General features: G+C 71.7%; 20 protein-coding genes. 3 read left to right on the top strand and 17 right to left on the bottom strand.

All coding sequences use genetic code 11. The features are described from left to right. From CLV70_RS15845 to CLV70_RS15820, 6 genes are all read right to left on the bottom strand, one after another. On the bottom strand, positions 1-1,455 hold the full coding sequence (locus tag CLV70_RS15845; protein WP_106127234.1) for an APC family permease: 1,455 nt from the start codon (positions 1,453-1,455) through the stop codon (positions 1-3). An 82-nt stretch (positions 1,456-1,537) separates the two neighbouring features. Further along, complete coding sequence (locus CLV70_RS15840; protein WP_106127233.1) at positions 1,538-2,527, bottom strand: zinc-dependent alcohol dehydrogenase family protein; 990 nt, start codon at positions 2,525-2,527, stop codon at positions 1,538-1,540. Continuing rightward, positions 2,524-3,363, bottom strand: coding sequence for a carbohydrate ABC transporter permease (locus CLV70_RS15835; protein WP_106127232.1), 840 nt, complete (start codon positions 3,361-3,363; stop codon positions 2,524-2,526). Before CLV70_RS15835 ends, CLV70_RS15840 begins: the two co-directional genes overlap by 4 nt. Beyond that, positions 3,360-4,289: a carbohydrate ABC transporter permease gene (locus CLV70_RS15830; protein ID WP_106127231.1), complete on the bottom strand. Its 930-nt coding sequence runs from the start codon at positions 4,287-4,289 to the stop codon at positions 3,360-3,362. The genes CLV70_RS15835 and CLV70_RS15830 overlap by 4 nt, the downstream gene beginning before the upstream one ends. A 59-nt stretch (positions 4,290-4,348) precedes the next feature. After that, positions 4,349-5,710, bottom strand: coding sequence for an ABC transporter substrate-binding protein (locus tag CLV70_RS15825; RefSeq protein WP_106127230.1), 1,362 nt, complete (start codon positions 5,708-5,710; stop codon positions 4,349-4,351). Positions 5,711-5,790: 80 nt separating this feature from the next. Continuing rightward, positions 5,791-6,552 carry a DeoR/GlpR family DNA-binding transcription regulator gene (locus tag CLV70_RS15820; RefSeq protein WP_106127229.1) on the bottom strand — a complete coding sequence of 254 codons (762 nt, stop codon included), beginning with the start codon at positions 6,550-6,552 and terminating at the stop codon, positions 5,791-5,793. Between the two features lie 394 nt (positions 6,553-6,946). Between CLV70_RS15820 and CLV70_RS15815 the strand changes: the two genes are divergently transcribed. Next, positions 6,947-9,196 (top strand): putative bifunctional diguanylate cyclase/phosphodiesterase, encoded by a 2,250-nt coding sequence (locus CLV70_RS15815; RefSeq protein WP_245908249.1) that lies wholly within the window; start codon positions 6,947-6,949, stop codon positions 9,194-9,196. A 21-nt stretch (positions 9,197-9,217) separates the two neighbouring features. On the opposite strand, the gene crcB is transcribed toward CLV70_RS15815, so the two are convergent. From crcB to CLV70_RS15775, 8 genes are all read right to left on the bottom strand, one after another. Then, positions 9,218-9,577 (bottom strand): fluoride efflux transporter CrcB, encoded by a 360-nt coding sequence (crcB, locus tag CLV70_RS15810; RefSeq protein ID WP_106127227.1) that lies wholly within the window; start codon positions 9,575-9,577, stop codon positions 9,218-9,220. Next, complete coding sequence (locus tag CLV70_RS15805) at positions 9,574-10,002, bottom strand: fluoride efflux transporter FluC (RefSeq protein WP_245908248.1); 429 nt, start codon at positions 10,000-10,002, stop codon at positions 9,574-9,576. The genes crcB and CLV70_RS15805 overlap by 4 nt, the downstream gene beginning before the upstream one ends. Positions 10,003-10,106: 104 nt before the next feature. Further along, positions 10,107-11,129, bottom strand: coding sequence for a right-handed parallel beta-helix repeat-containing protein (locus CLV70_RS15800; RefSeq protein ID WP_106127306.1), 1,023 nt, complete (start codon positions 11,127-11,129; stop codon positions 10,107-10,109). Beyond that, positions 11,126-12,088, bottom strand: a complete 963-nt coding sequence (locus tag CLV70_RS15795) for a hypothetical protein (protein WP_106127226.1) — start codon at positions 12,086-12,088, stop codon at positions 11,126-11,128. The genes CLV70_RS15800 and CLV70_RS15795 overlap by 4 nt, the downstream gene beginning before the upstream one ends. Further along, positions 12,085-13,665 carry a hypothetical protein gene (locus tag CLV70_RS15790; RefSeq protein WP_106127225.1) on the bottom strand — a complete coding sequence of 527 codons (1,581 nt, stop codon included), beginning with the start codon at positions 13,663-13,665 and terminating at the stop codon, positions 12,085-12,087. Before CLV70_RS15790 ends, CLV70_RS15795 begins: the two co-directional genes overlap by 4 nt. 15 nt (positions 13,666-13,680) lie before the next feature. Next, entirely contained in the window at positions 13,681-14,721 is a 1,041-nt protein-coding gene (gene pseI / locus CLV70_RS15785) for a pseudaminic acid synthase (RefSeq protein ID WP_106127224.1), read from the bottom strand. Continuing rightward, positions 14,718-15,194 (bottom strand): GNAT family N-acetyltransferase, encoded by a 477-nt coding sequence (locus CLV70_RS15780; RefSeq protein WP_425440159.1) that lies wholly within the window; start codon positions 15,192-15,194, stop codon positions 14,718-14,720. Before CLV70_RS15780 ends, pseI begins: the two co-directional genes overlap by 4 nt. A gap of 21 nt (positions 15,195-15,215) precedes the next feature. Further along, a complete protein-coding gene (locus CLV70_RS15775; RefSeq protein ID WP_106127305.1) occupies positions 15,216-16,259 on the bottom strand; it encodes a glycosyltransferase family 2 protein in 1,044 nt (347 codons plus the stop codon). Between the two features lie 145 nt (positions 16,260-16,404). Between CLV70_RS15775 and CLV70_RS15770 the strand changes: the two genes are divergently transcribed. Beyond that, a complete protein-coding gene (locus CLV70_RS15770; protein ID WP_245908247.1) occupies positions 16,405-18,681 on the top strand; it encodes a putative bifunctional diguanylate cyclase/phosphodiesterase in 2,277 nt (758 codons plus the stop codon). 54 nt (positions 18,682-18,735) lie between these two features. On the opposite strand, the gene CLV70_RS15765 is transcribed toward CLV70_RS15770, so the two are convergent. Beyond that, positions 18,736-19,311: a hypothetical protein gene (locus CLV70_RS15765; protein WP_146164074.1), complete on the bottom strand. Its 576-nt coding sequence runs from the start codon at positions 19,309-19,311 to the stop codon at positions 18,736-18,738. A gap of 8 nt (positions 19,312-19,319) precedes the next feature. Next, the gene (locus CLV70_RS15760; protein WP_146164073.1) at positions 19,320-19,874 is read right to left on the bottom strand and encodes a M10 family metallopeptidase domain-containing protein; all 555 of its coding nucleotides are present in this window, start codon (positions 19,872-19,874) and stop codon (positions 19,320-19,322) included. 141 nt (positions 19,875-20,015) lie between these two features. Here CLV70_RS15760 and CLV70_RS15755 point away from each other — a divergent pair, with 141 nt between their 5' ends. Further along, positions 20,016-20,189 carry a CsbD family protein gene (locus tag CLV70_RS15755; RefSeq protein ID WP_106127219.1) on the top strand — a complete coding sequence of 58 codons (174 nt, stop codon included), beginning with the start codon at positions 20,016-20,018 and terminating at the stop codon, positions 20,187-20,189. A 58-nt stretch (positions 20,190-20,247) separates the two neighbouring features. Here CLV70_RS15755 and CLV70_RS15750 read toward each other — a convergent pair whose 3' ends face one another. Further along, entirely contained in the window at positions 20,248-22,437 is a 2,190-nt protein-coding gene (locus CLV70_RS15750; protein ID WP_106127218.1) for an MMPL family transporter, read from the bottom strand. Between the last annotated feature and the right edge of the window lie 4 nt (positions 22,438-22,441).

The following is a 22,441-nucleotide window of genomic DNA, read 5'->3' as shown; positions in this document are numbered from 1 at the left end:
CTAACCGGCGAGGCGGTTGATCCGCTCCGGCCGGTGGGCGCCCGGCGTGCGGGGTTGCGGCAGCACGACCGCCGAGGGCGAGGGCGCCACCACCACCGCCGCGCCGCCGAGGCCGATGCCCGCGTAGACCACCGGCCGGGCGAACCGCAGGACCAGGCCGTAGAGCAGGCCCAGCAGGACGATCCCGCCGGCCACGGCGATCAGATCCGGGAAGTTCAGGTACGCCAGGTACGCCAGCGCCCCGAATCCGACGGTCGACAGCCCGGGCGCCGCGAACCGCCGCCAGAACCCCTCCCCCGCCGGATGCCGGTTGAGGAACAGCAGCGCCGCCAGCGACGTCGCCAGCAGGAGCAGCAGGATGCCCAGGCCGCCCCCGACGGCGAGCCGCCGCCCGAGGGACACCACCGGATCCTGGCCGAACGCCGCGCAGACCCCGATCACCAGGCCCGCGGCGAGGCTCTGGGTGAGCGAGGCCGGCCGCGGTCGCGCCAGCCCGGCGGAGAGCACGTGCTCGCGGCCGAGCGCCATGACGTAGCGGGTGACGATGAAGTGCAGCGACAGCATGGCGGCGAGCAGGCCGGCGACGACGGACACCCGGCCCGCCGTGACCGCCCACGGCGCGAGGCGTTCGGCGGCGAGGTCGAAGGCCAGCTCGGAGCCGCGGCCGGCCGACGCGGCGACGATCCGGTCCGGCCCCGCGGCGACGGTCATCGCCCAGCCGGCGACGGCGTACAGCACGGTCAGGAACAGGACCGCGAGGACGGCGGCGCGGGCGGTGGCGCGGCGCGGGTCCCGGACGTCCGCGGCGTACGCGGCCGTGGTCTCCACCCCCACGAAGGCGAACGCGGCGGCCACGAGCAGCAGCCCGAGCACCGGCCGCGAGACGTCGGCCAGGTGTACGGGCTCCAGCGCCGCCCACGTGATCCGCCCGCCGGCCGGGTCGAGCAGGTTCGCGGCGGCGTACCCGGCGATCACCACGACCGAGCCGAGCACGAGCACCGCCGGCAGCCACGCCGTGCGGTGCAGGCCCAGCATCCCGCAGACCGCCACCACCAGCCAGCACGCCCCGGCGGCGGCCCACCACGGCACCGCGAGCAGGGGCGCCGCCGCCGCGCCGACGACGCCGTAGAGCCCGATCTGCAGGGCGTTGTACGACAGCAGGGCGAGCCAGGCCACGCCGACGCCGGCCGGCCGGCCCAGTCCCCGGGCGACGAAGGTATACAGCGCCCCGGCCCCGGGCAGGCGCCGGATCATCGCGGTGTGCCCGGCCGTGAAGGTGAGCAGCAGCAGGCCCGGGGCGACGAAGAGGAGGGGGAGGGCGAGCAGGCCGCTGTCGGCGTACGCACCCGGGACGACGGCGGTGACGACGGTCAGCGGAGCGGCAGCGGCGAGCGCGAGGAAGACGACGGACGCGCCACCGAAGCGTCTCGCCGCCGGTGAGGGTGGCGAAGGCACCGATCCATTGAGACCCATCCGGACCGGTGCCGACAACACCACGTGACCTATTACTAACTGAAGGTGAAAAGAATGGCACGCCTCACGGCTCGATGAGGGTCTTCCTGCCGACACCGGCCCGGAACTGGGCGAGGGCGTCGGCGTACCGGTCCAGGGGGAAGCGGTGGCTGACGAAGACCTCCGGGTCGAGCACTCCTGAGGCCATCAGCTCGCCGGCCCGGTCGAAGCTGTGCAGCACCGCCATCGACCCGGTGATGGTGAGCTCCCGGCGATAGATCTCGTACGGCTCGATCTCCACCCGGGCGTCGTACGCGGACACCCCGAACTGGAGGAACGTGCCGCCCCGCCCGACCCGCCGCAGCCCGTCGCGGATGGCGGCGGCCGCCCCGGTGCAGTCGATGACGACGTCCCAGCCGTGCGGGGCGTCCAGCTCCTCGGCGTTCGTGACCGCCGCCGAGCAGCCCAGCCGCTTGGCCGTCTCCAGCCGCTCGGGGTTGAGGTCCACCATCGACACCGTCGCCGCCCCCGCCCGCTTGGCCAGCTCCAGCATCATCAGGCCCATCGTGCCGGAGCCGTAGATCAGGAAGGTGTCGGCCATCCGCCGCGGCAGCACGTCGAAGCCGCGGACCGCGCAGGAGAGCGGCTCGATCAGGGCGGCGTCCCGGGCCGCCAGGTGGGACGGCAGCCGGAACAGGTTGGCCATCGGCGCGACGACGAACTCGGCCGCCGCGCCGCTCCTGGACACCCCGATCGCGTTCCAGTTCTCGCACTGGTTGCCGCGGGCGCGTTTGCACTGGTAGCAGTGGCCGCAGTACAGCGACGGGTCGACGGCGACCCGGTCCCCGACGGCGTAGCCGGTGACCGCGGAGCCGACCTCGACGATCTCGCCGGCGAACTCGTGCCCGGGGATGATCGGGAAGGCGGGCGCGAACTCGCCGTCCATGATGTGCAGGTCGGTGCCGCAGATCCCGACCGCGGCGGGTCGCACGACGACGTCGCCGGGTCCGGGCGCCGGATCCGGCACCTGGAGAATCTCGATCGTCCCGGGGGTGACGACCACCGCTGCCTTCACTTGACGGCTCCCATCGACAGGCCGCGGACCAGCTTGTTCTGCGCCAGCCAGCCGGCGATCAGCACCGGCAGCGAGACCAGCGTCGCCGCGGCGCACAGCCGGGCGAGGAACAGGCCCTCCGAGGAGATGAAGCCGACCAGGAAGATCGGCGCGGTACCGGCGTTCGTCGCGGTCAGGTTCACCGCGAGGAAGAACTCGTTCCAGGCGAAGATGAAGCAGATCAGGGCCGTCGCCGCGAGGCCGGGCGAGACGATCGGCAGGATGATCTTCCGGATCGAGGTGATCAGGCCGGCGCCGTCCACCTCGCCCGCCTCGAGCACCTCGCGGGGCACCTCCAGCAGGAACGATCGCATCATCCAGACCGCCAGCGGCAGGTTCATGGAGGTGTAGAGGACGACCATCGTCCACACGTTGTCGAGCATGCCCAGGTTCTTGACCAGCAGATACACCGGGAGCAGGGCGGCCACCGCGGGCATCATCTTGGTCGAGATGAAGAAGAACAGGGCGTCCGTCCACTTCGCCACCGGGCGCAGCGAGAGCGCGTACGCGGCCGGCGTGGCGAGCAGCACCACGAACAGCGTGGAGAAGACGCTGGCCATCAGCGAGTTGAGCAGGAACGGCGTGATGTTGCGGTCGAAGACCTGCGCGTACTGGTCGAACGTCGGGCTGAAGACCCAGGACGGCGGGTTGCTGGCCGCGTCCTGCTCCTGCTTGAAGCTGGTCAGCACCATCCAGATCACCGGGAAGACGAACACGATCCCGGCGACCCAGGCGACGACGCCCCAGACCGAGTTCGCCGGCCTGCGCTTCCTCCGCGGCGCGGCGAGCGTGGTCATCGGCTCTCCTCCATCCGGAACAGGCTCGAGATGACGCGCAGGGCGAAGGTCGCCACGATGATCGTGAGGATCACCACGATGACGCCGGCGGCCGAGGCCTCGCCGTACTCGAACTTGCGGAACGTGGTCAGGTAGATCTCGTACGGCAGGTTGGTGGTCGCCGAGCCGGGGCCGCCCTGCGTGATGGTGAACACCGCGTCGAACGTGTTGACCAGGTAGATCGAGCCGAGCAGCGCGCCCAGTTCGAGGTACTGGCGCAGGTGCGGCAAGGTCATCCGGGTGAAGATCTGCCACGCGTTGGCGCCGTCGACCCGGGCCGCCTCGAGCACCTCCTCGCTCTGCGACTGCAGCCCGGCGAGCAGGATCAGCATCATGAACGGCGTCCACTGCCACACCAGCGTGGTGATGACCGCCGCCTTCGGGTAGGACGAGATCCAGTCCGTCGAGCCGCCGAAGATGCCGTTGATCAAGCCGTACGCCGGGTTGTAGATGGCGTGCTTCCAGAGCAGGGCCGCCGCGATCGGCATCACCAGGAACGGGGTGATGAGCAGGGTCCGCACCACCGAGCGGCCGAAGAACTTGCGGTCCAGCAGGACCGCGAGCGCCAGGCCCAGGATCATCGAGAAGATGACCGCCCCGGCCGTCAGCAGCACCGTGTTGGTCAGCGCGGAACGCAGCCGCCGGTCGGTCAGCACGGTCACGTAGTTCTCGAGGCCGACGAACGAACGGTCGCCCGGGCGCAGGGCGTTCCAGCTGAGCGTGGAGAGATAGATGGTGACCAGGAACGGCACCTGGGTCACGATGATGGCGAAGATCAGAGCGGGCAGGAGGGGTGCCCGGCGGACCCAGCGGTCCTTCGCGCTACCGCTCTTGACGGGCGCCACGACCTCCGGCTTCGGATCCGTCCGGGTGATGACATCGGTCATTGGTCGGCCTTCCGGTGGGCGTGCCGGGCGCCGCGCCGTGGCGGCGCCCGGCGTGCGCGCTACTTGTACTTCTTCGCCACGTCTTCGGCGAGCTTCTGGCCGTCGGCCAGGGCCTTGTCGACCGTGGTGCTGCCGGCGATGGCGGCGCTGACCTCCTGCGACACCTTGGTGCCGAGGTCGGCGAACTCCGGGATGCCGACGAACTGCACGCCCAGCGCGGGCCGCGGCTGCACGCCCGGGTTCTGCGGGTTGGCGTGCTCGATCGAGCCGAGGGTCACGTCGGCGAACGCCTTCGCGGACTCCTTGTACTCCGGGATCGCGTACGTCGAGGTGCGCTTGCCGGACGGCACCCGGGGCCAGCCGAGGTTCTTGCCGACGAGCTGCTCGTAGTCCTTGCTGGTGGCCCAGGAGATGAACTTCCAGGCGGCGTCGGCCTTCTTGGTCGTCTTGGGCATGGCGAACGCCCAGGTCCACAGCCAGCCGGAGTACTCGGTCTTGTTCACCGGGGCGTACGCGTACCCGACCTTGCCGGCGACCTTGGACGCGTTCGGGTCTTCGAGCGTGCCGGCGGCGGAGGTGGCGTCGTACCACATGGCGGCCTTGCCCTGGCCGAACGTGTTCAGGCACTCGGTGAAGCCGGCCTGCGGTGCGCCCGACTCGCCGTACTGCTTGACGAGGTTGACGTAGAAGTTCGTGGCTTCCTTGAACTCCGGCGAGTCGACCTTGGGGGTCCAGTCCTTCTCGAACCAGGTGCCGCCGTACGTGTTCACCACGGTGGTCAGCGGCGCGAAGAGCTCGCCCCAGCCGGGGAGGCCGCGCAGGCAGATGCCGGCCACACCCTTCTTCTTGTCGTCGAGCTTCTGCGCGAACTCGGCCACCTGCGCCCAGGTCGGCTTCTCCGGCATGGTGAGGCCCTTGGCCTCGAACATCTCCTTGTTGTACATGAGGAACGAGGACTCGCCGTAGAACGGCGCCGCGTACATCTTGCCGTCGTCGCCGGTGACCGACTGGACCATCGGCTTGATCAGGTCGGCGGTGTCGTACGCGCTGTCCGCGTTCGCCTGCGTCGACAGCTCGTGCAGCCAGCCGTTCTTCGCCCAGATCGGCACCTCGTACGCGCCAACGGTGGCGACGTCGTACTGCCCGCCCTGGTTGGCGACGTCCTGCGTCACCTTGTCGCGCAGTTCGTTCTCCGGGAGGATCGTGAACTTGACCGTGATGCCCGTCTGCTTGGTGAAGTTGTCCGCGGTCAGCTTCTGGATGTCCTCCATCTGCGGGTTGCCCACCATCAGCGCGGTGATCGTGTTGTCCGCCGAGTCGCCGCTGCCGCTCGATCCGGCCCCGGAACACCCGGAGAGCACGAGCGCGCCGACGGTCGCACCGGCAATGAGAAAGGAGAGTTTCTTACCTGGTTTTTGCACAGCAGATCCTCCGTATTGAAGACATGCACCACCGGGCCGGGCAATCGCCGACCGTGAACGAAAACGAAGACGAATTAGCGTCAGACGCGGATGACCTGGGGGCCGAGCCGTGAATAGCGGTGCGCCTCGGACGCCGGCAGCCCGGTGTCCGTGACCAGGGACTCGAAATCCGATATCTCGGCGAAACGGCAGAACGTGCGTACGCCGAATTTGGTGTGAATGCCGACGAAGATCCGGCGCCGGGCCGCGCGCACCGCCTGCGCCTTCACGTCCGCCACGGCCGGGTCCGGGGTGGTCAGGCCCACCTCGCGGGAGATGCCGTTGGCGCCGACGAAGGCGAGGTCGATGACGAAGCCGGCCAGCATGCCGCTGGCCCAGTGGTCGACCGTGGCCAGCGTGCGGCCGCGCACCCGGCCGCCCAGCAGGAGCACGGTGACCGGCGTGTTCGTGGACAGCCACGCCGCCGTGTGGAGGGAGGCCGTCACGACGGTCAGCGGCCGGTCGGTGGGCAACGCCTCCGCGATCAGCTGCGGGGTGAAGCCCTCGTCGATGAAGATGGTCTCCGCGTCGCCGATGAGCCCGGCGGCCGCGGCCGCGATGCGCCGCTTCTCCGGAACCCCGCGGGTGGTCCGTATGGCGAGGTCGGTCTCGAATTTGGCGGTCTCCACGGGATACGCGCCGCCGTGCGTACGGCGGAGCAGTCCGTGCTTTTCCAACAGTCGCAGATCACGCCTGATCGTTTCCGCGGAAACGCTCAGCTCGGCGGAGAGCTTGGCGACATCGACCTCGCCCTGACGCCGCGCCAGGGCGACGATCTGATGCTGCCGCTCTTCCGCATTCAATCCGCACCTCCGGCCGCCCCGCCCCGGGCGGTCGCTCCTATCGCGCCTGCCGTGTGGACCATTTGTAACACCGGAGAAACGTGTGGTCCCCATCACAAGCCAGGCGGATTCGGTGTGTCTCTGCCCGTTCACCCGCGGCCACGGCCCGTCCGATATCATCTCACCGCCGGAAAAATCCGGACGAACGTGGTGCCCGAATGCCCGGAAATCCTGCCCGGGTCGTGCCCGAGGGTGTGAGCTCGGTAGGGCTCCACGTGTGAGTTCGGGCGCGGACGACCCCCGGCAGGCCCTCCGGCCCGTCGTTACCGGACCTTTACCGGAGGGCTCGTGACCAAAACGGTCATGCGAAAGGCTCAGCTCCGTACGGCCCGTACCGACAGACGGGGTCATGGGCATGCGCGCAACGCAGCAACTGACGGAGTTCCTCTCCGCCGTGGCTGATCGGCCGGACGGGCCCGCGGCCCAGCATGCGGCCGTGGAGTGCGCCGCGCGTGCCCTGCGGGCGGACGTCGCCATGCTGGTCGTCGACGCGGGCGTGGTCGCCTGCGCCGGGCTGCGCGCCGAACAGGTGCCGATCGCCGCGCTGCACCGGGCCGCCGCCGAGCAGCAGCTGAGCCTCGAGCTGGCGGGCCGGCCGTACGCGATCGCCCACGCCCCGCTCGCCGATCCCACCCCCGGCCTGCTCGTCCTCGGCCGCCGCGACGAGCCGTTCTCGGACGAGGAGATCTGCCTCCTGCGCGGCATGACCCGGGTGCTCGAACTGAGCCTGCAAGCGCTGCACGTCATCGAGGCGGAACGCCGGCAGGCCCGGGAGAACGGCCGGCTCGTCGACTCCCTCCAGGAACGGCAGCGGCTCTTCGAACACCTCAGCCGGATCCAGCGGCTGATCGCCCGCCGCGCCCCGCTCCAGCACATCCTCGACTCCATCACCTCGGCTGCCGCCGAACTGCTCGGGGTCGAGATGGCCTCGCTGAACCTGCTGGAGAAGGACGACCCGTCGGTCGGCAGCATGGTCTCGAGCATCGGCTTCGCCCCCGACGTCCTGCCCCGGATGCACCGCATCCCGCTGCCGTCGGCGGGCGTCGCCGGCCTCGCGGTGCTGGGCGACGAGCTGGTCATGGTGACGGACTACGAGAACTCGCCGATCGCCATCCCGGACATCCGTACGCAGCTCAAGGCCGTCATGGCGGTGCCGGTGCACGAGAACGGCGCGGCCGTCGGCTGCCTGACCGTGGGCACGTACGCCGGGCCGCGGGAGTGGGACAAGCCGTCCCAGGACATCCTGCGGGCGTTCGCCGAGCACGTCAGCCTCGCCCTGACCGACGCGCAGACCCTCGAGGCGATGAACCAGGCGTTCCACGACTCGCTCACCGGGCTGGCCAGCCGGGCGCTGTTCCTGACCCGGATGGAACGGGCCTTCGCCGCGGCCCGCGACGCGCGGGCCGGGGTCGCGGTGGTCTTCGCCGACCTCGACCGCTTCAAGGTCGTCAACGACTCGCTCGGGCACGCGGCCGGCGACGAGCTGCTGGTCGGGGTGGCCGAGCGGATCACGGCCTGCCTGCGCCCGGGCGACACCGCGGCGCGGCTGGGCGGGGACGAGTTCGCGGTGCTGCTGCCCCTGGCGCACGACGCGGACGAGGCCGTACCGGTGGCGAAGCGGATCCTCGAGTCGCTGCGCGAGCCGTTCGTGCTGGCCGGCAAGGAGACGTACGTCAGCGGCAGCGTCGGCATCGCGTACGCCGCGCCGGAGGAGGTCGACGCCGTCCAGGAGCTCATGGTCCGCGCCGACCTGGCCATGTACCAGGCGAAGAAGCAGGGCAAGGACCGGGTGGAGGTGTTCCGGCCGGAGCTACAGGCGTCGTTCCAGGCCGGGCTGCGGCTGGAGGCGGACCTGCGGCGTGCGGTCGTACGTCACGAGTTCGAGCTGCGCTACCAGCCGATCGTGCACCTGCGTACGGGCGAGATCACCGGCCTGGAGGCGCTGGTCCGCTGGCAGCACCCGGAGCGCGGGCTGATCCCGCCGCTGGACTTCATCCCGCTCGCGGAGGAGACCGGGATGATCGTGCCGATCGGCGAGTGGGTGCTGCGTGAGGCCTGCCGCCAGGCCGCCGACTGGAACGCGCAACGGGCCGGCCGCCGCCCGCTGACCGTGAGCGTCAACATGTCCGCCGTCCAGCTCGACCAGGCGGACCTGCCCGAGGTGGTGGCGGCCGCGCTGGAGGGCGGCGGGCTGCCCGCGGCGAACCTGGTCATCGAGCTGACCGAGTCGCTGCTGGTGGACCACCGGCCGTCGACGCTGCGCCAGCTGGAACGGATCAAGGAGCTCGGGGTGCGGCTCGCCATCGACGACTTCGGCACCGGCTACTCGTCGCTGGCGTACCTGCGCCGCTTCCCGGTGGACATCATCAAGATCGACAAGAGCTTCGTGGACGACGTCGGCGACGTCCCGGCCGCCGCCGCGCTCACCCTGGGCATCATCCAGCTCGGGCAGGCGCTCAGCCTGTCGACGATCGCCGAGGGGATCGAGGACGCCGGGCAGCTGCTCGAGCTCACCGACGGCAACTGCGAGCTGGGACAGGGCTACTACTTCGCCGAGCCGCTCACCGAGCAGGCAATGAGCGACCTGCTCGACCGCAAGGACTGAGCCTTTCCCACGCGGCGGGGCTCAGGCCGCGGCGTGGGCGATCAGGAAGCCGATCGAGGCGGCTCCGAGGCCGGCCAGGACGCTGCCGAGGGCGTACGCAACGGCGAGGAACCGCTGCCCCGAGCGCGCCAGCCCGAGCGTCTCGAAGCCGAACGTCGAATACGTGGTGAGGGCGCCGCAGAAGCCCGTACCGAGCAGCGCGGCGAGCGGCGGGGCGACGGGCAGGCCGACGACGAAGCCGAGCAGCAGCGAGCCGACCACGTTGACGGCGAAGGTGCCCCACGGGAACGGCGACTCGTGCCTCGACTGCACGAACCGGTCCGTCAGGTAGCGCAGCGGCGCCCCGATCGCCGCGCCCAGCGCGACCAGCAGCACGGTCACCGGCGCACCACGGCCTCGGTCAGCGCGGTGCCGAGCCAGACCGCGATCAGCGCACCGGCCAGGGTCGCCGCGAGATAGCCGAGGGCCGTCGCCGGCGCGGCCCGCAGCACGTCCACGGTCGCGGTGGAGAAGGTCGTGTAGCCGCCCAGGACGCCGACGCCCCAGAACGGGCGCAACAGCCGCTGCTCCGGCCGGAACCGGTGGATCAGGACCATCAGGACGCCGATCAGGAAACAGCCGGTGACGTTGACCGTCCAGGTCGCCCAGGCGAAGCCGGCCGGTGCGTGCGGCCAGGCGGCGCCGATGCCGTAGCGGGCCAGCGCGCCGAGCATCCCGCCGGCCGAGATCATCCCCAGCACCGGCCAGGGGCTGGGCCGCAGCTCCGTGCGATCGGCGGCGACGCGGAGGTCGACATCGGGATCCACCCGATCACGCTAACCCAGGGGCCGGGGGTGGACGTGGCGGCGTCCACCCCCGGCTGGCCGTCCACTGTAGGGGAGGCGGCGCCGCGACGCCGGGTGACCGGTGCTCAGGGGCGGGCCGCCCGGGGGCAGCACGCTGCGGCTTCGCCGAGAAGATCGGACTCGAAGGAGTTGTCGCGCAGTTCGACACCTTCCGCCCGTTCCATGACGATCGGTGACCACGACTCCCCGGTGCCGGTGCCCCGGAGACGGCAGTCGCGGATCACGGTGTCGCGGTAGCGCAGCACGCTCACCACGCCGTCGACCTCGCTGCGGCCCCAGCCGGCGGCGCGGATGGCGTACCGGGGTCCGCGCCAGCGCACGCAGACGTCCGAGACGTGGATGCCGGAGCCGACGACGCCTTCGGGGACGAAACGGTCGGTGTTGTCGCCGGGTAGCAGCCGGAAGCCCATCTCCACGTCCCGCAGGCAGGCGCCCTCGACCCGGACGTCGTGCACCGAGCTGAGGTAGAAGCCCTCGATCGCGTCGCTGACCCGCAGGTCGGTGACGGTGAGCCGGTGCGGGTGGTACGTCGGCCCGCTGATGGTGGAGACGTCCGTACCGACCGCTCCCCAGTGCACGGCGACGCCGGTGTAGCCGCCCCGGACGGTGAGGTCGTGCAGGGTGATGTCGCGGACCGCCCCCATCAGGGCGACGCAGTTGGCGTGCTTCTCGGACGGCCGCTCCACGTGCACCCGCCGCACGTCGACGCGGGCGATCCACTCCGGCGTCTCCCGGTAGAGGTAGTCGCCGATCGTGACGGCCGTGCCGCGGTCGCCGCCGTGCTCGCCCGGGTCGGCCGGCGGCGGGCGCAGCCCCAGGTCGCTCACCGCGACGTCGGAGCCGGTGATGTGCAGCACCGGATGCCCCGTCGTGCCGATCGACTCCAGCCAGGTGGCCGGGCGGCCGCCGTTCGCGCCGGCCACCTCCGCGCCGCGGATCGTCCAGCCGCCCGGAACCCGCAGGCCGTCGCCGACGACGTGGGTGCCGGGCGGCAGCTCCAGCTTCCCGGGCGGCGAGGTGTCCAGCGCCTCCTGGAGCAGGCGGCGGTTGCGTTCCGGGTCGGCGCCGAGCGCCGGGCGATGGATCATCGGCCCGGCACCACGCGGCACGACAACCCCCGGTCGGCCGGGTCCAGGCCGATCAGCACCGGGCCCGCGGCCGGGCCGGTGCGGCGCAGTTCCAGGGCGGCGGCCTCGCGGCGCACGAGCTCCAGTTCCACGGGTACGCCGGTGAGCAGGTCGACCGCCCGCACACCGGTTCCCGAGCCGGGCCGCGACTTGTTCACCTCGGCGATGACCCGGGTGCCGGCGCGGCGGGCGGCGCGGAGCACCTTGAAGCCGGCCCGGGCGGGCTTGCGGCGGGTCAGCTTCGTCGACGGCGACCGCGGCAGGGGCGGTGCCGGGGTGACCGGCGCCAGCTCCAGCCGGAACCGCTCGGGGCCGGACGGGGGCAGCAGCGCCAGGTCGCAACCCGTCGGACCGGCCGGCACCGGGGTTGCGGTCGTGGGAGGCTGTGCCCGTACCGAAATCTTGTCGATCCGCACGCCCAGCGCGGACCGCGCGGCAACCCGGTCCCGCAGCCAGTCCGGTCGCGGGGGTTCGGCCAGCTCGACCATGAGCAGGCCGTCGCCGTCGAGCTCGGCCGCGGTGAGGTCGAACTCGACGGTGACCTTCGCTCCCCCGGCGCGGCGCAGGCCCTGCCGCCGCGCGAGGACGGCGGCGCCGCGCAGTTCGCCCTGCGCCCGGACCAGCACCAGCCGGGGCAGCTCCGGGGCGAGCCGCGGCGGGCGCACCCGGTCGGACCACCACCGGGTGCCGGTCTCGTCCAGGTGGATCACCACCGAGACCCGGGTCGGCACGCCCGGGCTGCTCACCTTCAGCCCGGCCGCGCCGTAGTCCCCGGTCACCCGGCCCAGGATGGCGGCGCCGCGCACCACCTGGTCGACGATGCACAGGCCGGGGTCCCGGCCGCTGCCCACCTCGACCGGCAGGCCCTCGATGACGTGCTGGGGCTCGTCGTAGTCGGTGGCGAACCAGGAGCCGATCATGCGCGGAAGTCCGTCCGGGTCAGCATCGGCTCCCGGCGCGTCCACATCCGCTCGACCGCGGTGAACAGCGGGTCGGCGTCGGCCTCGATGTGCCGGAACGTGGCGCGCATCGTCTTGAGCAGGGTGTCGGCCGGCCAGACCTCCCACTGCGGCACCAGCGGCGTCACCACGTCGGTGCCGCTGCGGTAGAGCCACAGCCAGAGCCGGGCGCGCCGGACCTGCTCCTCGGTGACCAGCTCGGCGCCGTCGCGGATCGCGGTGATGCTCTGCTCCAGCGTCTTCCAGTACGCGTCCTGATCGTCGACGACCGTGGACAGCCCGCACGAGCTCCACTCCGACCAGCCGGCCTGGATCACCGGGATCCCGTACGCCGGCAGCTCGTTGCTGACGCTGCCCCGCACGGTGACGCCCAGGTCGGTCAGGCTCCACAGCGCGTTCTTGCTGAGCGTCGCGCTGGGCCGGAACGCCAGGTGCTTCACCCGCTTGTACTTCGCCGCGAGCGAGTCGAAGAAGCCGGTGGAGTCGTACAGGGCCTGGCTGGGGTGGTCGAGGAAGAGCCACTGGGCGCCGGTGTTCTCCGCCGCGTGCGCCGCCGTGTCCGCGAACCAGTCGGCGAGGCTGGGGAACAGCTCCCGGTTGGTGCCCAGCGCGTCGGACACCGCGTGGTTGAAGACCGTGACGACCGGCCTGGCCGGATCGAAGCCCAGCCGGTCCACGACGTGGGTACGCAGCCGCGCCCGCTCGGCCGGATTGTTGAGGTCGACGGACGCGGTCACGCCGCCGCGCCACCAGCTCGGCCGGCCGAGGTTGACCTTGGCCCGCCACGCCACCAGCTCGGCGCTGGACCGCAGCTCCTCGCGCCGGGTCCAGACCTGCGTCTCGAAGACGTCGCCGATCTGCCGGGTCAGCTCCTCGCGGAACGTGCCGGTGCCGGTGTCGGTCTCCGGGTAGAGCCCGTACGCCTTCAGGCAGCCGGTCTGCTGGGTGTGGATGATCGGCACCCGGGCCCGCCGCGCCGCCTCGGCCGCGAGCCCCCACTGGTCGTAGTCGACGTGGCTGGTGACGAGGGCGACGACGTTGCGCCGCATCAGCTCCCCGTAGTAGTCGGCGAGCCGGGTCGCGTACGCGTGCCGCAGCCGGTAGTCGGGCCGCGACCGGTAGTCCTCGGGCAGCCGCGGCACCTTGGCGAGGCGGCAGTACGTCGCGTCGGTGTAGGCGACGATCGTCTCCTCGTCGCGGGCCGGCGCCTCCGAGCGGCGGACCCGCTCCCAGACGTCGATCACCTCGGAGGCGGCGAAGGCCTCCGACACCTTGCGGACCACGTCCACGTCGAAGCCGCTCCACAGCGTCTTCATCCACTGGTCCTCGACGCCGGTCAGCACCACCATCCGCGCCGGGTGCAGCCGCCGGATGGCGTTCGCGAACGCCAGGTTGCGCAGGTTCACGCGGATGTCCTGGTGGAATGCCTCCACCACGATCACCGCGTCGTCAGCGGGCTTCGGGAGGTTCTTCTCCCAGTACACCGTCGCCGACTCCAGGAACCACTGGAGTTCCTTGCCGTTCGCGTTCAGCCACACCGTTACTCGTGCCTCTCAGATCAGGTCCCAGGACAGCGGCGTGCCCTTGGCCGCGTCCCGCTGGAAGGTGCGCCCGAGCACCATGCCGATGGCGTCCGGGGCCAGGCCCCCGGTGGGCCGGATGGAGCGGACGTTCTCCTCGGTGAGGACGTCGCCCGCCTGGACGTCGGCCACCACGTAGAGCGAGCGGCGGAAGCGCAGGCCTTCCCGCTCCGCCTCGGTGGGGCCGATGGACGTGGTGCCGAGCGCCTGCCAGGCCCGCTCCGACTCCACGACGAGCGCGGCGAGCTCCTGCGGCTCGAGCGAGAAGGCCGAGTCCACGCCGCCGTCCCCGCGGTCCAGCGTCACGTGCTTCTCGATGAGGCAGGCGCCGAACGCGACGCTCGCCACCGGGACCCCGATGCCGAGGGTGTGGTCGCTCAGCCCGATCGGCACCCGGAAGGCCTCGGCCAGCACCGGGATGCGCCGCAGGTTCGTGTGCTCCGGCGGGGCCGGGTACGACGCGGTGCAGGACAGCACGACGAGGTCCGCGCAGCCGGCGCCGCGGGCGGCGTCCACGGCGGCGGCGATCTCCTGCACGCTCGCCATGCCGGTGGAGATGATCAGCGGCTTGCCGGTGCTCGCGCAGAGCCGGATCAGCGGCAGGTCGGTGATCTCCGACGAGGCGATCTTGTACATCGGCGCGTCGAGCTTCTCGAGCAGCTCCACCGCGGTGCGGTCGAACGGGCTGGAGAACGGGGTCAGGCCGCGCGTACGGGCCCGCTCGAAGATCGCCTCGTGCCACTCCCAGGGCGTGTGGGCGCGCTCGTACAGCTGGTAGAGGTACTCGTCGCCCCAGAGCTCGTGACCCTTGGAGATCTGGAACCGCGGGTGCTTCACGTCCACGGTCATGGTGTCGGCCGTGTACGTCTGGATCTTGATGGCGTGCGCGCCGGCGTCCGCGGCCGCGTCGACCAGGGCCAGCGCCCGGTCCAGGGACCCGTTGTGGTTGCCGGACATCTCGGCCACGATGTACGGCCGCCGCCCGGCGCCGATCTCCACGTCGTTCACAATCACTGGTCGGTCCCTCTCTCGGTCCACACCACGGTCTGCGGCGTGCCGTCGATCACCCGTTCGTAGCGCTTCGTCTCGCGGAAGCCGAAGCGCCGGTGCAGGGCCAGCACCTGGGTGTTGCCCGCCAGCGTCTCGCCGCCGAGCCGCCGCAGGCCGAGGTCGTCGAAGGCGTACCGGACCGCGGCCTGTTCCAGCCGCATCCAGGTCGGCAGCAGCGCGCCGCCGAGCCCCTCGACGTCCAGGTAGAAGCTCCAGCTCGGCGGGTCCTCCCGCAGGTCGAAGATGACGACGCCCTTGTCGTCGAAGATCAGGAGGTGCCGCCGGGGGTCGCCCATCGCGGCGTCCCACCACCGGGCGTGCTCCTCCGGCGTGATGACGTGGGTGGTCAGGCTGACCGCGCGCACGTCCGGATGGTTGCGCCAGGCGAGCACGGTGTCGCGATCAGCATCGACGGCAGCACGGAGCACTCTTGGCACACCTCTCACGTTGTGGAGGCGTCACCGTATGGTCGCCGCCTGAGCCGGTTGTGGCGCCGAGGCGAGGACCGGGCGAACCGCAGGTGACAGCTCGGGGTCACGCTTGCCGATCCGGTACGCCTGCCGCAGCGCCGCGTACAGCGCGTAGCTGCCCAGCCGGACCAGGCGGTGTTTGATCCCCGGGTGGCCCGGATAGCCCGCCGGCAGGTAGCGGCGGTAGTGCGCGACCAGGCGCTTGAAGAACGCCCGCCGGCGGCCCGGGTGCAGGCGGCCGTCGTTGCCCGCCACCACCAGCAGGTGGTTGACCATCAAGGTGAACAGCTGGTGCCGCAGCCACGGCTCGGGATCGCGCGCGGCGACCCAGGCGAGCATCCGGTCGTACTGGTCGAAGGCCTCGAAGTGCCGCTCGCTGCGGGTCGCGGTGATCGCCCCGAGCCGGCCGATCCGGTAGTGGTAGCAGACCCGGTCGAGCACGGAGACGCTCCGGGCGGCGATCAGCACCGGGTTGCTGAACGGGACGTCCTCGTACCAACCGGGCAGGAAGCGCAGGTCGAGCTCCTCGAGCAGGCCGCAGCGCACGATCCGGTTCCAGGCGGTGTGCTGGAGCCTGATCAGGCTGGGCAGGCCCGGGTCCTTGAGCGCGCCGCTGCTGGCGTCGGGCTCGAGGCGGCCGTTCTCGTGCACCCGGAGGTGGTCCACGAGCAGCACGTCCGGGCGGTCGGCGCGCAGGCGGTCGAGCACGGCGCGGACGGAGCCGGGCGGGAGCCAGTCGTCGCTGTCGACGAACCAGACGTAGTCACCGCGGGCCTCGGCGAGCCCGGCGTTGCGCGCGAGCCCCAGGCCCACGTTGCGGCTCAGGTGCACCACCCGCAGGTCGCCGTGGCGGTCGGCGTACCCGTCGAGCATCGCCCCGCAGCCGTCCGGCGACGCGTCGTCGACCGCGATGACCTCGACCGACGCCGACTCCGCGGCGGTCAGCCCGGCCCGGATCGACTCGAGGCACTGATAGAGGTAGCCCTCGACCCGGTACACCGGCACGACCACCGACAGCAGCACGGTATTCATGCCGATCACGCTCGTCCCCCCGGGTGACGAAAGGCGGAACCGGAGTTGTCCGGGACGCGTCCGCGGTGAGTCGGGCCGCAATCTCTCACCCCGGGCCCTCGGCGACCGATGGAGCGGTATCGGATCGGAAGCTGAAGGAGTCACCGTGCACGGATCGGACCGGCTGCTGCGCGCGTCCGGCGTGTCCGCACTCGTCGCGACCCTCTGGTTCGCCGTCAATGTGGTGCACCCGGTCGGGCCCCGCCTGCTCCTCTGGCTGCCCACGATCGTCGGCGGCGCCCTGTTGGTGGTCGGCCTGCGCCGGACCGCGCGGACGGAGACGCTGTTGCCGGCCGCCCGGCGGTTCTGGCGGCACCTGACGGCGGCCGCGGTGTTCATCGCGTTCGGGGTGGCCGCGCAGGCGGTGGACGTCCTCTCCGAGGACCACCCGCGCGGGGCGCAGACCGGGCCGGTGATGCTGATCATGTGCGGCACCGGGGTGCTGATCATCATGTACGCGCTCTTCCGGCTCCCACTCGGCCGCCGGTCGGCCGGCGAGCTGCTCCGGGTGGTGCTCGACGCCGGCACGATGATGCTGGCCGCCGCGGTGTTCCTCTGGCACTTCTCCACCCGTACGGCCCTGAGCAACGGCGACGACGCGGGCTTCTACCTGTCGCTGTTCGTCACGATGATCGCCATCCTGGCCGTGTTCGCGGTGGCCAAGTTCGTACTGTCCAGTCATTCCCACATCGACAACGAGGCGCTGCGGCTGCTCGCCGTCGCCATGTTCGTCGGTGCGGTCGCGCCGCTGTTCCGCGGCACGTTCGAGGCGGTCGACGCGCACCTCTTCCCCGACATGGTGAGCACGCCGATCGTCTACTACTTCGCCGTCCTGGCCGCCGCCCGCCAGCGCACCACCCCCGGCGGCACCCGCCGCGGCGTGGTCGAGCCCCGGCGCCGGTCGTTCAGCGTGCTGCCGTACGTGGCCGTCGCCGCCGTCGACGGGCTGCTGATCTACGTGACCGCGACGCGCAGCTCCGACGCGGCGGTCGTGGTCGCCTCCGCGGTGGTGCTCACCGCGCTGGTGGTGCTGCGCCAGCTGACCGCGTTCCGCGACAACAGCCGGCTGCTCGCCCGCCTCGATCACAGCGCCACCCACGACGGGCTGACCGAGCTGCCCAACCGGGTGCTGTTCCACACCCGGCTCGAGAAGGCCCTCAACGCGCCCGGCGACCGCCCGGTCGCCGTGGCGCTCATCGACCTCGACGACTTCAAGGAGGTCAACGACACCCTCGGACACGAGGTCGGCGACCTGCTGCTGGTCGGGGTGGCGAAGCGGCTGGAGGGCTGCGTCCGCGCCGAGGACACCGTCGCCCGGCTCGGCGGCGACGAGTTCGTCGTCGTGCTGGACGACGCCGACCCGGCCGCCGCGGACCTGGCCGCGGAGCGGATGATGAACGCCCTCAAGCAGCCCGTGTACGCCGACGGCCACGAGCTGCCCATCCGGGCCAGCATCGGCATCGCGGACGGGCGCACCGGCGACCGGCCCTCGGTGCTGCTGCGCCACGCCGACATCGCGATGTACGCGGCCAAGACCATCCCCGGCACCGCCTGCCTGCACTACGACCCGACCATGGCGGTCACCGGCAACGACCTGGGCTCCGAGCTGCGCGGCGCGATCGAGGACGGCCAGCTGTTCCTGCTCTACCAGCCCATCGTCTCGCTGGACGACGGCCACATCATGGGCGCCGAGGCGCTGGTCCGCTGGGCCCACCCGCTGCGCGGGACGCTCGCCCCCGACGCGTTCATCCCGGTCGCCGAGCGCACCGGCCTGATCGTGCAGCTCGGGCACTGGGTGATGCGTACGGCCTTCGCCCAGCTCGCCGAGTGGAACGTCATCCACGGCGACGCCGCCCCGCGGGTGCTCAACGTCAACGTCTCCGCCCGCGACCTGCGCGAACCCGGCTTCGCCGAGCACGTGGGCACGCTGCTCGCCGAGTACGGCATCGACGCCGACCGGGTGGTCCTGGAGATCACCGAGACGATGGCGCTCGAGCCGGGGCCGTCGGTGATCAACCTGCTGCGGCTGCGGCGGATGGGCGTCCGCGTCTCCCTGGACGACTTCGGCACCGGGCACTCGACGCTGACGCTGCTGCACGACTGCCCGATCGACGAGATCAAGCTGGACCGCTCCTTCACCCAGTCGCAGGTCGACGACCGCCCGCCGGTCTCGGCCGCGGTGATCCACCTGGCCCAGGCGCTCGGCCTGCACGCGGTGGCCGAGGGCGTCGAGACGGCCGATCAGGCCGAGCAGCTGCTGTCGCTGGGCTACGTCGCGGCGCAGGGCTACCACTTCGCGCGGCCGATGCCCCCGGCCCGGCTCAGCGAGCTCCTCGCGGCGAAGACCTCGCTGATGCCCTCGCCGGCGGTGTCCCCGGCCTGACCGGTCGCGGCCGGCCGGCGGCCCGGGGAGTGTCACGCCCCGGGCCGCCGGAGGTCACCGCACCTGCTGGGCGACCTCGGCCACCGTGCGGCCCCCGGCAGCCGGGGTGCCCGACTTCTGCACGCCGCGCAGCTTGCCGCCCTCGACGGCGAAGAACCCCTGATCCATGCCGACCACCGAGTACACGTCGGCGCCCTCCCACTCGTACGTCGTGTCGCGCAGGAAGAGCACCACCTCGCCGCCCGGTTCGAACGGGGTCTGCGCATCCGTCGCGAGCCGCTCGGTGTCGATCCTGGTGACCAGGATCGTCGGTGCGGCCGAGCCGCGGAGCACCTCGGCGGTGCTCACCTCGTAGAGGGCCAGGGGGAGCTCCCTCGCCCGCGTGCTGACGTGCTGCAACCGCTGCTCCGTCGTGGTGGCCCGCAACCGCGTCACCGTGCCCCGCACCACGATGTCGGCGGCGGCGTCGAGGGCGTCGACCGTCCGGTAGACCGGGCCGTCGAAGTGCGCGACGTTCCTGGTGTTCGCGCCGGGCTCGCTCGCTGCCGGGCCCGCGGTGCTGCCACAAGCGCTCAGGGCGGCGATCAGCGCGACGGCGGCCGGCACGGTCACTGCTCGGAAAATTCTCACGACGCCTCCTAGTAGATGTTGTCGACGCCGACGACGTCGTCGGCCCAGGGCGGCGTGCCGGGGCATCCGAACTTGTCCGTGCCCTGTTCCATCACCGAGGGCCGGCCGGCGCAGCTCATCTCCACGTGGCCGAGCCCGTAGGCGTGGCCCAGCTCGTGGGTGGCGACGACCCACTTCTCCCGGACGCTGAAGCCCGCCATCATGCGGTCGTTGAAGTTCATCTGCACCGTGGACGTCCAGTACCGCTGGGAGTTGCACGGGGCCCCCGTCTCGGCCCACCAGTCCTCCGCGCTGTAGATCGTCCACGCCTCGATGTTCGCGCCCCGGTCGGCGAACTGGAACACACCGGGGGCCGAGGTGGCGTTCCACCGGTTCATGCCGGCGCCGAGCGCGTCGTGGTAGGCGGTCGTGGCATGGCTGTTGACCTTGATGGTGGGATTGCTGCCCGAATACCGGCAAGCGTCGAAGGGTGGCACCGCGGCCTGGGCGGCACCCGGCGCGACGATCACCGCCGCCGAGCCGAGCAGCGCGGCGGCCATCACGGCCCTGAGGAAGCGTCTCACGCGGTCTCCATTCGTCGACGTCGATCAATATCGACGGAGTGTAGAGAAGCGAACGACGCCCCGCTGCCCCGTCCCCGCAGGATTGGGTGCCGCGTCCGGGGGTAGGGAGAACTCGTAGACAACGCTCCCCAGGAGGTTTCCGTGGGCATCGACGACAAGATCGACAACAAGGCCGAGGAACTGGGCGGCAAGGCCAAGGAGGGCGTCGGCAAGGCCACCGACGACGAGCGGCTCGAGGCCGAGGGCAAGGCCGACCAGACCGGCTCGAAGCTCAAGCAGGCCGGCGAGAACATCAAGGACGCCTTCAAGAGCTGACGTCCCCCGGGACACCACGAGGGGCGACCGCTTCCGCGGTCGCCCCTCGTCCCGGCGATCAGGCCGCGGGCACGAGCTCGCGGTCGCCGGCGACCGGCGCGGGCGCGGCCGGCGGCGGCTCGTGCGCGACCTGCGGCAGCCAGCCCAGCCAGCGCGGCAGCCACCAGTTCTTCTCGCCGAGCAGCGCCATCACCGCCGGCAGCAGCACCGCCCGGATGATCGTCGCGTCGAGCAGGACCGCGGCGGCCAGGCCCACCCCGAGCTGCTTGGTGGAGATCAGCGGCAGGGTCGCGAACAGCCCGAACACCGCCACCATGACCACCGCCGCGCTGGTGATGACGCCCGCCGTGCCGCCGATGCCGCGGGCCACCGCCTCCCGGGTGGGCAGGCCGCGGTCGTGGCCCTCACGGATCCGGCTCAGGACGAACACGTGGTAGTCCATCGAGAGCCCGAACAGGATGATGAACAGGAACAGCGGCATCCAGTTGGTGATGCCGCCGGCCGCCCGGAAGTCCAGCAGCGACTCGAAGTGACCGTACTGGAAGACGTAGACCAGCATTCCGTACGCCGCCGCGACGGACAGCAGGTTGAGCACCACGCCGGTCGCCGCCACCACGACCGAGCGGAACGAGACCAGCAGCAGCAGGAACGCCAGGCCCAGGACGAAGCCGAACACCCAGGGCAGCGACGCGTCGAGCCGCCGGTTGAAGTCGACGTTGCCGGCCGTCTCGCCGGTGACCGCCACCGTCGCACCCGGCAGCCGGCCGAACGCCTGGGGCGCCACCGACGTCCGGAGGGTCTCCAGCGCGCGTTCCGACGTACGGTCGCTGCCGTCGCCGGGCAGGCCCACCGACACGACCGCGACCGTGCCCGCCGGATTGACCCGCACCTCGAAGGGCTCGCGCAGCCCGCCGGTGCGCACCGCGGTGCGCTTGAAGTCCGCCAGGGCCTTCGCGAAGGCCGGGCCGCGGACCGTGGTGGCCCGCACCACCACCTCGGCGGGCGACGTCTCGCTCGGGAAGGCCGCGTTGATCCGGGTGAACGCCTGCACGATCGGCGCCTTCGGGGACAGGTCGGCCAGGCCCTCGCCCTTGGTCCGCAGGTCCAGCATCGGTGCCGCCAGCGTGGCGAGCGCCGCGACCGCGACCACGGCGGACAGCAGCGGCTTGGCGAGGACGACCCGGAGCACCGCGTTCCACACCCTGCCCTCGCTGCGCCGCCGGTACAGCCCGGGCAGCTTGATCGAGTCGACCCGGTCGCCGAGCGCGGAGAGCAGGGCGGGCAGCACGGTCAGCGAGCCCAGCACGGCCGTGGAGACCACCAGGATCGTGCCCACCGCGAAGCTCTGGAACGTCGCGTCGTACGTCAGGAACATGCCGGCCATCGCGACGATCACGGTGAGCCCGGACACCCAGATCGAGCGGCCCGAGGTCTGCGCCGCGATGACCAGGGCCCGGTGCGGATCGGCGCCGAGGCGGCGTTCGTCGCGTTCCCGGCGGATGTAGAAGAGGCAGTAGTCGACGCCGACCGCCAGGCCGACGAGCAGCATCACGTGCATCGTGGTGTCCACGGCCGGCACCAGTCGGCTCGCCCCCGCGAGCAGTCCGACGGCGGCGACCACGGCGGTGACGGCCAGCCCGACCGGCAGCAGCGCGGCGACCACCGCGCCGAACGCCACCAGCAGGATGCCGAGGGTGATCGGGATGGAGAGCATCGACAGCCGGTTCAGGCCCTCGTCGAGCGAGTCGCCGATCAACTTGTCGCCGCTGGCGTCACCGGCCTCGGCGACGTACAGGCCGGGGTGCCGCCCCTGCACTCCGGCGACGGCGTCGAGCACCGGCTGCACCCGGTCCTTCGCCGTCTCGGGGTCGCCCTTCAGGGTGAAGGACACGAGCGTCGAGGTGCGGTCGGGCGAGACCAGCGGGGCGGCGACGGTGGCCACCTCGGGCCGCGCCTCGAGCGTCCGCGTCGCGTCCTTGACCGCGGCGTCCCGTCCGGCGCCCTGGACGATGACCATCTCGGCGGCCGGCCGGACCGGGAAGCCGGCCTGCTCGACGATCCGGTCCGCCCGGCCGGACTCGCCGTGCCCCTGGTCACCGGCGGAGGCCTCGCGCAGGCCGAGGTGTCCACTGAGGATGGTTACCCCGACGACGAACGCGATCCAGCCGAGGATCGCCAGAGTGCGGTGCCGGGCGCTCCACACCGCGGCGCGTGCCGCCATGCCCGTGACGTTCTCCCTGTGCTTCATGACA

This window comes from Pseudosporangium ferrugineum, assembly GCF_003002065.1.
GTDB classification, from domain to species: Bacteria; Actinomycetota; Actinomycetes; order Mycobacteriales; family Micromonosporaceae; genus Actinoplanes; species Actinoplanes ferrugineus_A.
Note: the sequence above shows the minus strand (reverse complement) of the source record. Positions and strands in the feature narration are given on the sequence as shown.